Annotated in this window: 14 protein-coding genes; 11 read left to right on the top strand and 3 right to left on the bottom strand. The window is 39.6% G+C overall.

What is annotated here, in order from left to right:
* The first annotated feature begins 33 nt into the window (after positions 1-33).
* From IGI67_RS10605 to truA, 5 genes are all read left to right on the top strand, one after another.
* Complete coding sequence (locus IGI67_RS10605) at positions 34-870, top strand: energy-coupling factor ABC transporter ATP-binding protein (protein ID WP_429957685.1); 837 nt, start codon at positions 34-36, stop codon at positions 868-870.
* Positions 846-1715, top strand: coding sequence for an energy-coupling factor ABC transporter ATP-binding protein (locus IGI67_RS10600; RefSeq protein WP_429957684.1), 870 nt, complete (start codon positions 846-848; stop codon positions 1713-1715). The genes IGI67_RS10605 and IGI67_RS10600 overlap by 25 nt, the downstream gene beginning before the upstream one ends.
* Positions 1705-2502, top strand: coding sequence for an energy-coupling factor transporter transmembrane component T family protein (locus tag IGI67_RS10595; protein ID WP_207107478.1), 798 nt, complete (start codon positions 1705-1707; stop codon positions 2500-2502). The genes IGI67_RS10600 and IGI67_RS10595 overlap by 11 nt, the downstream gene beginning before the upstream one ends.
* A 136-nt stretch (positions 2503-2638) precedes the next feature.
* On the top strand, positions 2639-3211 hold the full coding sequence (locus tag IGI67_RS10590) for a DUF6434 domain-containing protein (protein WP_429957683.1): 573 nt from the start codon (positions 2639-2641) through the stop codon (positions 3209-3211).
* 151 nt (positions 3212-3362) lie between these two features.
* On the top strand, positions 3363-4109 hold the full coding sequence (gene truA / locus IGI67_RS10585) for a tRNA pseudouridine(38-40) synthase TruA (RefSeq protein ID WP_429957682.1): 747 nt from the start codon (positions 3363-3365) through the stop codon (positions 4107-4109).
* A gap of 128 nt (positions 4110-4237) precedes the next feature.
* Here truA and IGI67_RS10580 read toward each other — a convergent pair whose 3' ends face one another.
* Both IGI67_RS10580 and rpmB read right to left on the bottom strand, forming a co-directional pair.
* Entirely contained in the window at positions 4238-6832 is a 2595-nt protein-coding gene (locus IGI67_RS10580; protein ID WP_429957681.1) for a YfhO family protein, read from the bottom strand.
* A gap of 245 nt (positions 6833-7077) precedes the next feature.
* Positions 7078-7266: a 50S ribosomal protein L28 gene (gene rpmB, locus IGI67_RS10575; protein WP_010747188.1), complete on the bottom strand. Its 189-nt coding sequence runs from the start codon at positions 7264-7266 to the stop codon at positions 7078-7080.
* A 312-nt stretch (positions 7267-7578) separates the two neighbouring features.
* On the opposite strand from rpmB, the gene IGI67_RS10570 reads away from it, so the two are divergent.
* From IGI67_RS10570 to acpP, 5 genes are all read left to right on the top strand, one after another.
* Positions 7579-7941: an Asp23/Gls24 family envelope stress response protein gene (locus tag IGI67_RS10570; protein WP_010742791.1), complete on the top strand. Its 363-nt coding sequence runs from the start codon at positions 7579-7581 to the stop codon at positions 7939-7941.
* Between the two features lie 29 nt (positions 7942-7970).
* Entirely contained in the window at positions 7971-9653 is a 1683-nt protein-coding gene (locus tag IGI67_RS10565; protein ID WP_429957680.1) for a DAK2 domain-containing protein, read from the top strand.
* Between the two features lie 236 nt (positions 9654-9889).
* The gene (recG, locus tag IGI67_RS10560; protein WP_429957679.1) at positions 9890-11923 is read left to right on the top strand and encodes an ATP-dependent DNA helicase RecG; all 2034 of its coding nucleotides are present in this window, start codon (positions 9890-9892) and stop codon (positions 11921-11923) included.
* Positions 11924-12091: 168 nt separating this feature from the next.
* The gene (gene plsX / locus IGI67_RS10555) at positions 12092-13093 is read left to right on the top strand and encodes a phosphate acyltransferase PlsX (protein WP_207107484.1); all 1002 of its coding nucleotides are present in this window, start codon (positions 12092-12094) and stop codon (positions 13091-13093) included.
* A gap of 116 nt (positions 13094-13209) precedes the next feature.
* Positions 13210-13455 (top strand): acyl carrier protein, encoded by a 246-nt coding sequence (acpP, locus tag IGI67_RS10550; RefSeq protein ID WP_034708719.1) that lies wholly within the window; start codon positions 13210-13212, stop codon positions 13453-13455.
* An 85-nt stretch (positions 13456-13540) separates the two neighbouring features.
* Here the strand turns inward: acpP and IGI67_RS10545 are convergent, their stop codons facing one another.
* A complete protein-coding gene (locus tag IGI67_RS10545; RefSeq protein WP_207107485.1) occupies positions 13541-14044 on the bottom strand; it encodes a cysteine hydrolase family protein in 504 nt (167 codons plus the stop codon).
* A 165-nt stretch (positions 14045-14209) separates the two neighbouring features.
* Between IGI67_RS10545 and rnc the strand changes: the two genes are divergently transcribed.
* A complete protein-coding gene (gene rnc, locus IGI67_RS10540; RefSeq protein WP_429957678.1) occupies positions 14210-14905 on the top strand; it encodes a ribonuclease III in 696 nt (231 codons plus the stop codon).
* Positions 14906-14934: the final 29 nt, after the last annotated feature.

The following is a 14934-nucleotide window of genomic DNA, read 5'->3' as shown; positions in this document are numbered from 1 at the left end:
AACAGATTTGTAAAGAAGTGGAAAGGTGCAACCATGGAGCCAATTATTGAAATCAATCAAATTGAATTTAGCTATCAAGAAGAAGCGACACCTGCTTTAAAAGATGTCAGTTTTTCGATTAAGAAAGGTGAATGGATCGCTATCGTTGGACATAATGGGTCGGGGAAATCAACTCTGGCTAAAACGATCAACGGCCTTCATTTACCACAAAAAGGAACAGTGGCTGTTGGAGGAATGAAACTGTCTGAGGCCTCAGTTTGGGACATTCGCCGAATGGTAGGAATGGTCTTCCAAAATCCAGATAACCAGTTTGTTGGTGCAACGGTAGAAGATGATGTTGCTTTTGGTCTAGAAAACCAAGGAATTGAACGGAGTGAAATGCAAGTGCGCGTTCAGGATGCTTTGGAAAAAGTTAAAATGTTAGATTTTGCAACACGTGAGCCAGCTCGTCTATCAGGTGGTCAAAAACAACGAGTAGCTATTGCTGGTGTGGTGGCTTTGCGCCCAGATATTATTATTTTGGATGAGGCAACCAGTATGTTAGATCCTGAAGGTCGTGATGATGTCATTGCGACAATCCGTGAAATTAAAGAAGAAAGTGATCTGACAGTTATTTCTATTACCCATGACATTGATGAAGCGGCCAGCGCAAACCGAATTTTAGTAATGCGAGAAGGAGAATTGTATCAAGAAGGCACACCTGAAGAAATTTTCTCTGCTGGACCTGAATTAGTTTCGCTCGGACTTGATTTGCCGTTTCCTGAGAAATTAAAATCTGCGTTGAAGGCCCGCGGTGTGAAAGTACCAATGGATTATTTAGACGAAGAAGGGATGATGGACTGGTTATGGACATCCGTTTTGAGAAAGTAAGCTACGTTTATCAACCGAATACTCCCTTTGAACAACGTGCACTTTATGATATTGATCTGGACATCAAGGAAGGCTCATATACGGCATTAGTTGGTCATACGGGTAGTGGGAAATCTACTCTGTTGCAGCATTTGAATGCATTATTGAAACCAACTTCTGGGCACGTTGAAATTGGCGACCGAACGATTACACCTATAACAGATAACAAAAATCTGAAACCAGTTCGTAAAAAAGTCGGGATTGTCTTTCAATTTCCAGAAGCACAGCTATTTGAAGAGACTGTTGCAAAAGATATTGCTTTTGGACCAAAGAATTTTGGGGTAAGCGATGAGAACGCACTCGCTTTAGCTCAAGAGAATTTGAAATTAGTCGGCTTGGATGAAGAATACTTACATCGCTCGCCATTTGAGCTTTCTGGGGGTCAAATGCGCCGTGTAGCGATTGCGGGAGTTCTGGCTATGGAACCGGAAGTTTTAGTCTTAGACGAGCCAACAGCTGGCTTAGACCCGCTTGGGCGCAAAGAAATGATGGAAATGTTTTGGCGACTGCATCAAGAAAAGAATATAACAATCGTTTTAGTCACTCACTTAATGGATGATGTGGCAAATTTTGCCGATTACGTCTATGTTTTGGAGAAAGGCCACGTAGTGAAGTACGGAGAGCCACAGACAGTATTTGCGGATGTTTCATGGTTAAAGGAGAAACAATTAGGTGTGCCGCAAGCAAGCGCCTTTGCTGTGAAGATGCGGGAGCGAGGCGCGGTTTTTGATGAATTACCGTTGACAGAAAATGAATTGGCGGACTGGATCGTAAAATTTGCAGGAGGTCCTGCTCATGATGAATAAATTGATCTTTGGTCGCTATATTCCTGGAAACTCTCTGATTCATCGTTTGGATCCACGCGCTAAATTAGTTGCTAGTTTCTATTTTATTGGGATTATTTTTTTGGCAAACAATTGGCAAAGCTATTTATTTTTAGGTGCTTTTACTATGTTTGCCGTGTTTTTATCAAAGATAAATTTGAACTTCTTTCTAAAGGGAGTCAGACCGTTAATTTGGCTGATCATTTTTACAGTAGCGCTGCAAGTGTTGTTTACTCGTGGAGGTACCTTATATTGGTCATGGGGCGTGTTCAGTCTTTCTTCTTATGGAATCCAAAATGGACTATTTATCTTTTGTCGTTTTGTTCTGATCATATTTATGTCAACGTTATTAACATTGACGACACCGCCATTATCAATGTCAGATGCAATTGAATCCTTGCTGAATCCATTGAAGAGATTTCATTTGCCAGTTCATGAAATTGCGTTGATGTTGTCGATTGCTCTACGTTTTGTACCAACTTTGATGGATGAAACAGAAAAAATCATGAATGCGCAACGTGCGCGTGGAGTAGATTTCAATGATGGCAACTTGATTCAAAAGGTTAAAGCGATTGTTCCTTTGTTGATTCCTTTATTTGTCAGCAGCTTTAATCGCGCGGAAGATTTAGCGACTGCGATGGAAGCTCGTGGCTATCGGGGAGGCGAAGGCCGCAGTAAGTATCGCAAATTACAATGGGCATTACGAGATACGATCGTTCTCGTAGTTTTTGGAGTTGCGACCATTATTTTGATCTTTTTACGCAGCTAAGCTTGGAGAAATCCAAGCTTTTTTATTACGCTGATTTGAGATGGGATATGAAGAGCATGTTTTGTGATTTTCTGAGTTTAAGTTTATCTTTTTTATGTTAGGATGAATAATAGTATGAACGAATGGGGGAAGAAAAGTGACTGAGAAGCGCCCGGAATTGAAAGTTGGATTGAAGCCTGATACTTTCCTTGATTATTACTATTTAAAGGCGGAGTTACAGTTATTTTGCCAAGAACAGGGCCTGGCTAAGTCAGGGAGCAAAGCAGAATTAAATCAACGGATCGAGCATTTTTTGCGTACGGGTCAACGGTTGGCTGCTGTGAATGAAGAGCAGAAAGCTGTGCGCACGGAAGAAATTACATTGAATAGTTTGATTGAAGAAAATATAGTATGTTCTGAAAAGCATCGTACCTTTTTTAGGAGGGAATTAGGCGAAACCTTCAGTTTTAAAGTGGCTTTTCAAAAATGGCTGAAGTCTAATGCTGGCAAAACGTACCGTGAGGCTGTTGAAGTTTATTCAGAAATCGCAGCTAAGAAACCTGAAAAAATTGATTCGCAATTTGAATACAATACCTATATTCGTGATTTTTTTGCTGATAATCAGGGTTGCTCCCTACAAGAGGCTATTGTTTGCTGGAAGTATAAGAGAGCACTACCAGGCGACAATAAATACCATGCAGCAGACTTGAAAGCGTTGGAAACCTGCTGAAAAAGCTGTTATAATGACTCCGGCTGAATATACCTGTTCTATTTTTTCGTGAGAGAAATAAATCCCAGAGTTAAGTGGATAGAGACTCAATAAGTGAGTGGAATGGCAGCAGCTTAAAAGGATTTCCTTACTATTAAAAAGGAGAAGTACGATGGTTAGATATAAAGCGGTGATAGCCTATGATGGAACAAATTTTAATGGGTTTCAACGGCAGCCGAATGGCCGAACAGTGCAGGAAGAAATAGAGAAAACACTACAGAAAATGAATAATGGATCTTCGGTAACGATTTTTGGCTCGGGGAGAACTGATGCGGGAGTTCATGCAATTGGTCAAGTGATTCATTTTGATTATCCACAGGAGCGTCCGTTAGAAAGGATGCGATTTGCGTTAGATACTCAAACACCAGATGATATTGCCGTTTCTTCAGTTGAAATTGTGGATAACGAGTTTCATGCTCGCTATCATGTTGTGGAGAAAACGTATCATTTTAAAGTCCAAATAACTAAACCACGAAGTCCATTTCGACGATATTATGCTGCATATTATCCCTATCCTTTAGATTTGGATTTGATTCGTCAAGCCTTACCGGATTTATTAGGAACGCATGATTTTACTTCTTTTTGCGCAACGGGTGGTTCAATAGAGGATAAAGTCCGGACGATCTATCAAGCAGACGTGGAGATAAATAAAGCGGGAACGGAATTGACGTTTATTTTTCGTGGGAATGGTTTTTTATATAAGATGATTCGGATATTAGTAGGCACTTTGCTAAAAATTGGGAATGGGCGCATCCCGGCAGACAGTATTCCAGCGATTATCGAGGCGAAGGATCGGAATGCTGCTGGACCAACAGCTCATCCAGAAGGACTATACTTAGCAGAAGTAAAATATGAATAAAAAAGAAAACATCCAACAGCAATCTACGTGATTGGTGCTGGATGTTTTCTTTTGTTTACAGCAAGTGAATAAAAGGGGAGCAACTATCCAAAATAAAAAGTTTCCTTTTTTAAAATGTGTGGTTCTTTTTAATGTCGATGTGATTGTTTTTGTTTTAACGTTCGCAAATAGAGGATAAACATCCCAATCGCGATTACGAAAGAAAGAGCTCCTGCGATAAATCCTTTAGGCAGATAGCTAAAGGTTACTTTGTGCTCACCTTTTGGTACTCGAATGCTGACAAAGGCGTTTTGAAAGGCTTTCGTATCTACTTTTTTCCCATCGATTTTGGCTGTCCAGCCTTCATCATAAGGAATCGTGGTAATCAGTGTTTGTGCTTCTTTAGCATTTACTGTTCCCTCCGCACTGCGTTTACCAACTTTCATATCCACGCCGTTTTCTTTAATCTTATCAACAGCTAATTGGTAAGCGACGGTGTCTAACGCCAAAACTTGCGGGTTTTGGAAGCTGATGGCTTTTGTTCCGTAAAAGCTTGCAGTAAAAGTGACTATCGTTGCTTTTTGATAGTAGCCTAAGTCATAATATTGTCCGCTGATCCCGATTTGCGCTTGGCGCGTTTGACCGTCAGCTGTAACGGTGGCGGTTGAGCTTTCTAATTCAGCGAAGTCGTAAGGATAGAGACTTAAGTAAGCTTGTGTATTTGCTGGAACTTGAACTTTCCAGGTGACATCTTTTGCTACATTTCCTTGTTTTTCCGTGATAGTCGTAATATTGCCAGCGTTGGTAACGGTGGCGTTTTTTGTGCCTACTTGTGTGATTGGCAAGAACTGATAATACTGGAATTGTTCTTGCGACAAGGCATTGAACAATTGAGTTTGTGTACCAAGATTATTATTTGGCAAAGCCTTTAATTTATCAATGCTTGTTGGAGCGGTAAAAGCTAATGGCAAATGATGATTATTTTCGAAAAGGTTATACTCACCAATGCTTTTAATCTTAGAAAAACCATATTTATTCAGGTTTTTAGCTTTTGCGATATTGTATTTAATACCAGTGAATGCATCGGCAAGCAGTGTGTTGTTCTGATAGCGAATGTTCAAGCTGGTTCCTCTTGACCGGAAGCCTAATTGATCCATGTAGCCAGATGAATGACGGTTGCGGATCGAAGAGAACATGCTGATACCGCTATAGCCATAATTAAAGGAATCATTGGATGAGACAGGATCGAGATTCTCCATGCGATAAAAGGTATCATTATTGTCCTTTGTTTCATCAACTAAGGCTTTGATTGAAGGATAGGGCTCTGTGTAGAGACTACGAGAGGCATAATTCCAATCTTTTAAAATACCACGTGCCATAAAATCGCTATTGATGAAGGCTTCTGTAGACATTAATAGTAATAGCAGAATACTAAGAACTTTCAATGGAATCTTATTAAAATGATGCGCTGTAAAGACTAACGCATAAACAGCTAAGAATCCGATTGTGATATACAGTGAAATATTTTTAAGGTAGTCATAATCTTTGCCCTTCATACCCCAGAAAATCGCAAAGACAGCAATTAGCAGCAAGAGAGAAGCGACTAACTGTAATATATTTTCTTGATCCAATTTTTCCCAGCCCCAAGCGGCCAGAGTGATTACTAAAAAAGAAAGCAGATAAGCATAGCGGAACAAGAACATGTTCGGCGCATGCATCCCATGCCAGAATAAATTCATTGGTTGTATATAGAAACTTGCTACTAAGATTGCGGCAATCACACCGTAAGCAAGTTTGTTTTTCCAATGGATTTTTTTACAGATAAAGAAAAACAGACATAGAGCTAATGGCAAAAGGCCGATATAAATGAATGGGATTGATCCATATTTTGTTGTATCGTAAGAACCAATCAAATTTTTTGCAATAAAATCCCACCAGCTTGTTGCTTCTGTTTTAAAGGTGGTGATCTGAGTCAATTCTTCACCGTTTGTTCGCAGATCGAGAATCGACGGCAAAATTACAATCATTGATGCAAAACCGGCTAATAGTGAAGTGGCTCCATATGGAATGATACTTTTTTTATAGGATTTCCAATTGGTGATCAAGCGTGCAATGAAATACAATACTGAAAAGACGCCAATCATAAAGCCCATATAAAAGCTTGTCAAAAACAGCATTAAGTAGGAAACAAACAAAACGGTTGGTTTCTTCAAATCCATCACGCGATTAATGCCCCAAATAATCAAGGGCAGATAAACAAAGGCATCCAGCCACATAATGATTTCAGAATGGGCAATAGCAAAAGACATCAAGGCATAGGTAACGCTAAGCGCTACTCGTGACCAATCAGGTAATTTAAAACTGCCTTTGGCATAAAACCAAAATGCTAACCCTGCTGAACCAATTTTAATTAGTGTTAAGAAATATAATGCATCAGGCATTAACTGATTTGGAAAGAAAATGACCAGCGGAGTAAAGAAACCGCCAAGATAATAGGAGACTAGCGATAAGTAATTAAGCCCCATCGAGGCGTTCCAAGTATAAAAAAGGCCTTGTTTGCCCAAAAGCATATTTCTAAAACTTGCATGAAAATTCGAAAATTGTGAGAAGGCATCACTGGCTAAGACACTGCGGCTTGATCCCGGATAAATCCCAATCGTTAAATAGACGACTACCATGAGCAAAAGCGGCAGGAAAAAACTGGACAGTAAATACCAACGGTTTTCTTTAAGATAGTTTTTCATATAAAAATCACCAAACTTCTTTCAACAGACTATCCAAATTTTACCATAGATATAGCAAAATATTGTGAAAGAGCTATGAAACTCGAGCAAAGATTTGAAAATTATGCGGCGTGCTATCTTATCTAAGTGAGAAGAGAAAAAAGCGGATCGACTTAAGCGACCCGCTTTTTCATTGTAGCTATGTAAATAAAATAGGAAAACAAAAAACCGCTCATATATGAACGGTTTGATTTAGTTGGATAATATTAAACGCGCTCAACTTTTCCAGATTTCAAAGCACGAGTTGAGACCCAAACTTTTTTAGGTTTTCCGTCCACTAATACACGAACTTTTTGTAAATTAGGTTTTACAGTACGTTTAGTAGCGTTCATAGCGTGAGAACGGTTATTTGCACTTCTTGTTTTACGACCAGTAAAATAGCAAACTTTTGCCATGTGTTGTTTCCTCCTTTAGCCTTGATATTGGAGCGCTTCTTTGGCTCATACTAAAATAAAATAGCATATATCAGCAAGATTAGCAAGTGAATTTTTTTAGAAAGATTGACATTCAAAGGATTTGCAGGTAAATTATACTCTGTTAGCGTAAAAATTTTTAAGTAAAAGCTTTGATGTAAGAAAATTGCGATACGCAGGGAGTGCCCTATCAGCAAATCGCAATGGAACTTTCTTTTATTTGTCATAGGGCTATGATAAACTATTATAGTAGAAAAAATGGGCGAATAGGCCTATTTAAGGAGGCTAACAACTATGGCTGTGAAAATTAATACACAGACTGGTATGATCGAAATTTCAAACGACGTCATCGCGACGGTTGTCGGCGGTGCAGTTACTGACGTGTTTGGTATCGTCGGTATGGCTAGTAAAAATCAAATTAAAGACAATATCACAGAGATTTTAAGAAAAGAAAATTATTCACGCGGCGTCGTTGTACGTCAAGAAGAGAACGGAATCGCTGTTGACGTTTATACGATCGTCAGCTACGGCACGAAGATCTCAGAAGTATCGCGCAATGTCCAAGAAAAAGTGAAATACAATTTGGAAACGATGCTTGGAGTTACAGCTAATTCGGTGAATGTCTACGTTCAAGGTGTACGTGTTCTGCCTGACTAAAGGCAGCGTTCTTAAGGAGGACTAAGTAAGTGAAGGTAACAGAAATCAGCGCGAGTCAATTCCAAGAAATGGTAGAGGCTGGCGCTAAACGTCTGCAAGTTAATGCAGAGTATGTCAATTCATTAAATGTATTTCCAGTGCCGGATGGCGATACTGGAACCAATATGAACCTATCTATGACTAGCGGCGCGACTGCTGTTGTTAATTCTGCTTCTGAGAAAGTTGGAGAATTAGCGAATGTTTTAGCAAAAGGTCTATTAATGGGGGCACGGGGAAATTCCGGTGTTATCTTGTCTCAATTATTCCGTGGCTTCTCTAAGCAAATTTTGGATGTCGATACATTAAATGCAAAAGATTTAGCTGAGGCTCTCGTTCATGGTGTAGAAACTGCTTATAAAGCAGTAATGAAACCTGTAGAAGGAACAATTCTGACTGTGGCACGTGAATCAGCTAAGGCCGGTGAGCGTAAAGCAAAACAAACAGATGACGTGATTGAAGTAATGTCAGCTGTTGTTAAATATGGAAAAAAAGCATTGGATAAAACGCCAGACATGTTGCCAGTTTTAAAAGAAGTTGGCGTAGTCGACAGTGGCGGTCAAGGATTGCTATTCATCTATGAAGGGTTTCTAAACGCATTAAACGGTGAATTCCAAGCAGATGACACATATGAACCAAGTCCAGCAGAAATGGATGAAATGGTTAATGCAGAACATCACCGCAGCGTGCAAGGTCAATTGGCAACAGAGGACATCAAGTTTGGGTACTGTACCGAAATTATGGTTCGTCTAGGTGAAGGACCAACAGTTGACAGTAATTTTGATTATGACACGTTCCGCAACTATTTAGACGGTATTGGTGATTCATTACTCGTTGTCAATGATGATGAAATTGTTAAAGTTCACGTGCATACAGAACATCCAGGCGAAGTAATGAATTATGGACAAAAATTTGGTGCTTTAATCAAAGTTAAAGTTGATAATATGCGTCTGCAACATGAAACGATTTTGGAGCATGATGAAGAAGCAGTTGAATTCAAAGCAGCGCCAGCAGAACATCAGCCTTATGCAGTGATTGCAATCGCAGCTGGTGAAGGTGTTCAAGAATTGTTCAAGAGTTTAGGAGCGGCGTATGTAATCAGCGGCGGTCAAACCATGAATCCAAGTACAGAAGATATTTTAAAAGCAATCAAAGAAGTCAATGCAGATCAAGTCATTGTCTTGCCGAATAATAAAAATATCTTTATGGCAGCGGATCAGGCAGCTGAAGTAGCCGATATTCCTGTAGCTGTTGTACCAAGTAAAACTGTTTCTCAAGGAATGACAGCGATGTTAGCCTTCAATGGTGAGCAAAGCTTGGAGGACAATAAAACAGCGATGACTGAAATGCTTGAATCGGTAGTCAGCGGTCAAATCACAAACGCAATTCGTGATACTACAATTGATGGTGTTGAAATTCACGAGGGCGATTACTTAGGGATGATTGACGGGAAAATTGTTCTTTCTGAAGCAGATAGATACCTAGCAGCCTTAGATACCTTGAAAAAAATGATTAGTGAGGATATTGAAATCATCACGATCATTATTGGCGAAGAAGGTACGCAAGCAGAAGCTGAAAAATTGAGTGAAGCAATCGAGGCAAGTTATCCTGAGTTAGAAGTTGAGATTCATGAAGGAAAGCAGCCTGTCTATCCATACTTGCTTTCAGCAGAATAATAAGTAAAAGTCGGAGGGAGTGGCCAAGAATATCTGGCTCACCCCCTCCTTTTTGCCAGTCTAGCTTTTCGCAGTGTATAAAGTTTACATTACATCTAATTTGTTCACTAGATATGAGCAGATTGAGTTTAGTTGGACCGTCTGCGTACGAGGGTAGTTTATTCTTCCTGACTTTGGAAAAATGACATTCCTTTAAAATGAGTTAGCTGAATTATAGAAATGAAAGGAGGTTGCCTATGTCGATTCAAGAGTCTGTATCGATACTGCCGGGTGTAGGACCAAAACGTGCACAAACATTAGCTGAGTTAGGAATCGTAACGATTGAGAATTTATTAAGCTATTATCCATTTCGTTATGAGGATATTCAAGAAAAAAATCTATTAGAAATCAATGATCAAGAGAAAGTCACATTGAAAGGTGTGGTTGTTTCAGCTCCGGTGGTCAGTCGTTTTGGATACAAAAAAAGTCGATTGCAGTTTCGGATGATGCAAGATCACGCAGTTTTTATGGTCTCCTTCTTCAATCAGCCTTATTTAAAAGATAAAGTCGAAGTCGGTGAAGAATTAGCCGTTTATGGGAAGTGGGACGCTAAACGGAAATCGCTAACTGGGATGAAAATTTTAGGCGGTAAGCAAACAGAAGAGTATGCGCCAATCTATCATGTGACTAAAGCCATCCGGCAAAGTACACTAGTTGATTTGATTAAAGCTGCATTTGAAAAATTTGGTGATCAGGTAACGGAAAATTTGCCTGATTATTTATTGGAAAAATACCGGCTAATGCCTAGAAAACAAGCAATGCGGGCGCTGCATTTTCCCAAAAATCCAGAAGAGAGCCATCAAGCCAAAAGAAGAGTCGTTTTTGAAGAGTTCTTCCTATTTCAAATGCGAATGCAAGGCTTGAAAAAAAGCGAACGTAGTGAAAAAAACGGGATTGCAATTCGATATGATGTGAAACGCCTGAAAGACTTTACTAAAAAGCTTCCCTTTGAATTAACGGATGCACAAAAAAGAGTGACTAACGAAATTTGTTACGATTTACGCAGTAAAAAGCATATGCAGCGCTTGCTGCAGGGAGATGTTGGTAGCGGGAAGACAGTTGTTGCTGCAATCGCGTTGTATGCGACTATGACTGCTGGTTTCCAAGGAGCATTAATGGTACCAACAGAAATTTTGGCTCAACAGCATTTGGAAAGTTTGAATCAATTGTTTGATCCGCTGGAATTAACAACAGCGCTATTGACTGGTTCCACAAAAACCAAGGAAAGACGAGCAATTCTAGCTGGTCTGCAAAATGGGGAGATCGATGTAGTGATTGGGACCCATGCCTTAATTCAAGACGATGTACAGTTTGCGAATCTTGGATTAGTCATTACTGACGAGCAACATCGATTCGGTGTAAATCAACGCAGAGTTTTGCGAGAAAAAGGGCTGCATCCGGATGTCTTATTTATGACAGCGACACCGATACCGCGTACGTTGGCGATTACTGCCTATGGAGAGATGGATGTTTCTGTTATTGATCAAATGCCGTCAGGACGAATACCCGTCAAAACGAGTTGGATCAAACCAAAACAGCTGGAGCACACGTTAGATTGGGCAAAACAGGAATTGCAAGCGGGGCATCAGCTATATGTGATTTGTCCATTGATTGAGGAATCAGAAGCGCTAGATGTGAAAAATGCAACAGAAATCTATGAACATTTGAAAGAGTATTACGCACCAACCTATCAGGTCAATCTTTTGCATGGAAAAATGAAGAATGCTGAAAAAGATGCGATCATGGAAGAATTCAAGGACAATCAGAGTCAGGTTTTAGTATCTACCACAGTTATTGAAGTTGGTGTCAATGTTCCAAATGCGACTGTGATGTTTATCATGGATGCAGACCGTTTTGGCTTGGCGCAGCTTCATCAATTACGCGGCCGAGTCGGTCGTGGATCGGATGCCTCTTACTGCATCTTAGTAGCTAGTCCGAAAAATGAAATGGGAAAAGAACGCATGAAAATTATGACTGAGACGAATAATGGATTTGTCTTAAGTGAAAAGGATTTAGAATTACGGGGGCCAGGCGAGGTATTTGGTTTCCGTCAATCGGGGCTGCCACAGTTTCTGATAGCGGATCTTGTAAATGATGCAAATGTATTGGAAGTAGCACGAGATGAAGCTAATCAGATTTGGGAAATCGAGGATTGGCGAGCACAACCGGCCTTTGCACCATTAGCAGAGACTTTAAAACCAACTGAAACTGGTGAAACATATTTTGATTAGGTATGCTATACTGTAGAAAAATTTAAAGAAACTAGTTGTCATTTCTGATTTTAATTGTTTGAATGAAGATTTTTGAGTAAAAACATGAATGACAGTTGTTTCTTTAATCGAACCTATTTTCTGTAAGGAAATAGACTTAGTAAAAGAAAAAAAGGAGAGAATTTTCTCATGAAAATTGCTGTAGACGCAATGGGTGGCGATTTTGCACCAAAAGCGATCGTGGAGGGTGTAATGTTAGCCCAAAAAAATCATCCCGAGATTGAGTTTCAATTATATGGAAAAGAAGACGCGATTCGTCAATATATTACCAATGAAAAAAATATTACGATCATTCATACGGATGAAAAGATCAACAGCGAAGATGAACCTGTGAAGGCGATCCGCCGGAAAAAAACAGCCTCAATGGTTTTAGCCGCTCAAGCGGTCAAAGAAGGCAAGGCAGATGCTATTTTTTCAGCAGGGAATACAGGAGCGTTATTGGCAGCCGGCTTGTTTGTCGTAGGAAGAATCAAGGGGATCGAACGACCAGGATTAATGTCGACACTGCCGGTTTTGAATAGCGATAGTGGATTTGATATGTTGGACTTAGGTGCGAATGCTGAAAATAAGGCAGAACACATCCATCAATATGCAATTTTAGGATCGTTTTATGCGAAACATGTTCGTGGAATAAAGAATCCACGTGTAGGACTTTTGAATAATGGTACAGAAGAAACCAAAGGCAGCGAGTTGACGAAAGAGGCCTTCAAGATGCTGCAAGCTGAAGAAAGCATCAATTTTATTGGAAATGTGGAAGCTAGAGAGCTTCTAAATGGGGCGGCAGATGTTGTCGTAACTGATGGATTTACCGGAAATGCCGTGTTAAAAACGATTGAAGGAACTGCGATGGGCTTAATGGGCTTGTTGAAAAGCAGTATTGATGATGCCGGTGTCAAAGGGAAACTTGGCGCTGCGATGTTAAAAGATACATTATATGGCTTAAAAGACAAATTGGACTATTCTTCTCATGGTGGAGCGGTGTTGTTCGGTCTTAAAGCTCCCGTAATTAAAACACATGGTTCTACTGGTCCTGAAGCTGTAGCCAACACAATTGATCAAATCCACACAATGCTAGATACGAATGTTGTTGGACAATTGGTACAGTTTTTTGAACCCTCTACAGAAGAATAGGGGTATGGCAATTTAGCGAAAAAGGTAGACAAAGTAATCAAACATCAGTAAAATGAACTGTGACCTTCTGGTAAAACATAGACGAATAATAGTTGATCAGGCGGAGGTGAATGTTGTTGACTCGTGAAGAAGTATTTAGTAAAGTTGCTGAAATAATTTCAAATCATTTTGAAATCGATAAAGACAAAGTGACTCTTGAATTGAGTATCAAAGACGACTTAAATGCAGATTCAATCAGTATCATGGAATTTGTTTTAGAATTGGAAGATGAATTCGGAACAGAAATTTCTGATGAAGATGCTGAGAAAATTGAAACAGTTGGAGCTGCAGTTGATTACATTATGGAAAACAACCAAGCTTAACGAAAAAAGGTGCACCAGTGTTTGCTGGTGCATTTTTTATTTAAATAAATGTTGAGGAAAACTTCGTCGCTGAGGACGAAGTTTTTTATTGAATCAAATGCAAGAAACGTCTATTCCAAATATTCTCGTAAAAAGCAATAGTATCCGAAGCAGAAAGAAATTCATTGTCATAGGTGGTCGATCCATTTTTCAGCATGGTCAGCTGGTAGCCTAGGCCATGGGCAAATTTTATAGTGGTATCGACACAAAATTGGGTTTGGGCACCGCAAATTTCTAGGCTGGTGATTTGCTGTTGCTGTAAGAGAGCTTGCAAGTTAGTATGATAAAAGGAATTAGCATGTGTTTTTTGCACGATAATATCGTGTTCTTTGCGCTCTAATTCATCTACGATCTCCCAAGACTTCGAATTTGGAACTAAGTCCTCGTCGCAGTGCTGAATGAAAATAATTGGTTTGATTTGTTCGCGATATAGTTTCATTCGTTGATTAACAAGCGTAATCAGATCAGAAAAATGATCGATCGTCTTATCATCAAAGCAAACACCTTTTTGTAAATCAATAATCAATAGTGCCTCAGCAAGCTTCTCCATTAAATTTCCTCCGCTCTTTTTTCTACTTTAACATTTTTAAAAGCAAGAAGAAAAAACTTCGATGAATTTTTGAAAATTTCTTACTATCGCGACTTCTGATTTAAAATTTGTGGAAAAAACAGTATAATAAAGCGTGATGGAAATCTCAAAAAAAGGAATGAGCCCATGGATACACAGTTGATCAATGAATTGAAAGAAAACTACGGCATCGTCTTTCACGATGTTAACTTATTGGAACAGGCGTTTACCCACTCATCATACGTGAATGAACACCGTAACATGAATATTTCAGATAATGAACGGTTAGAATTTTTAGGGGACGCTGTCTTAGAAATTCAAGTATCGGACTATTTGTATCACTATTATCCAAACCTGCCGGAAGGACGCTTGACCCGTCTGCGTTCGGCGATTGTACGAGAAGAAAGCCTATCAAAATTTGCGAAGGAATGCCATTTTGATCATTATATAATGTTGGGAAAGGGTGAAGAAAACTCTGGTGGCCGTGACCGAGCAGCACTTTTATGCGACCTATTCGAGGCTTTTTTAGGTGCTTTATATTTAGATCAAGGTTATGATGTCGCGTTGCGATTTATCCAAACAGTTGTTTTCCCAAAGATTGAAGCAGGTGTTTTTACAAGAGAGATGGATCATAAGACTCGTCTGCAAGAGGTTTTACAAAAAAGCGGTGATGTGACGATCGAGTATCGGTTGGTCAACGAAGAGGGCCCCGCTCATGAACGAGTTTTTACGATTGATGTTTATGCAGATGATCAATTGATCGGATCAGGACAAGGTAAATCAAAGAAATTAGCTGAACAGGATGCGGCGGAAAAGGCGTTGACAAAAATTTCGGAAAAATAATCAGCTTCTCTTGAGAGATTCAGAATGAT

Origin of the sequence: Enterococcus sp. AZ196 (assembly GCF_050498845.1) — a bacterium.
In the GTDB taxonomy this organism is placed as follows: domain Bacteria; phylum Bacillota; class Bacilli; order Lactobacillales; family Enterococcaceae; genus Enterococcus_A; species Enterococcus_A murrayae.
The sequence above is the reverse complement of the archived record's forward strand: the minus strand, read 5'-3'. Positions and strand labels throughout refer to the sequence as shown.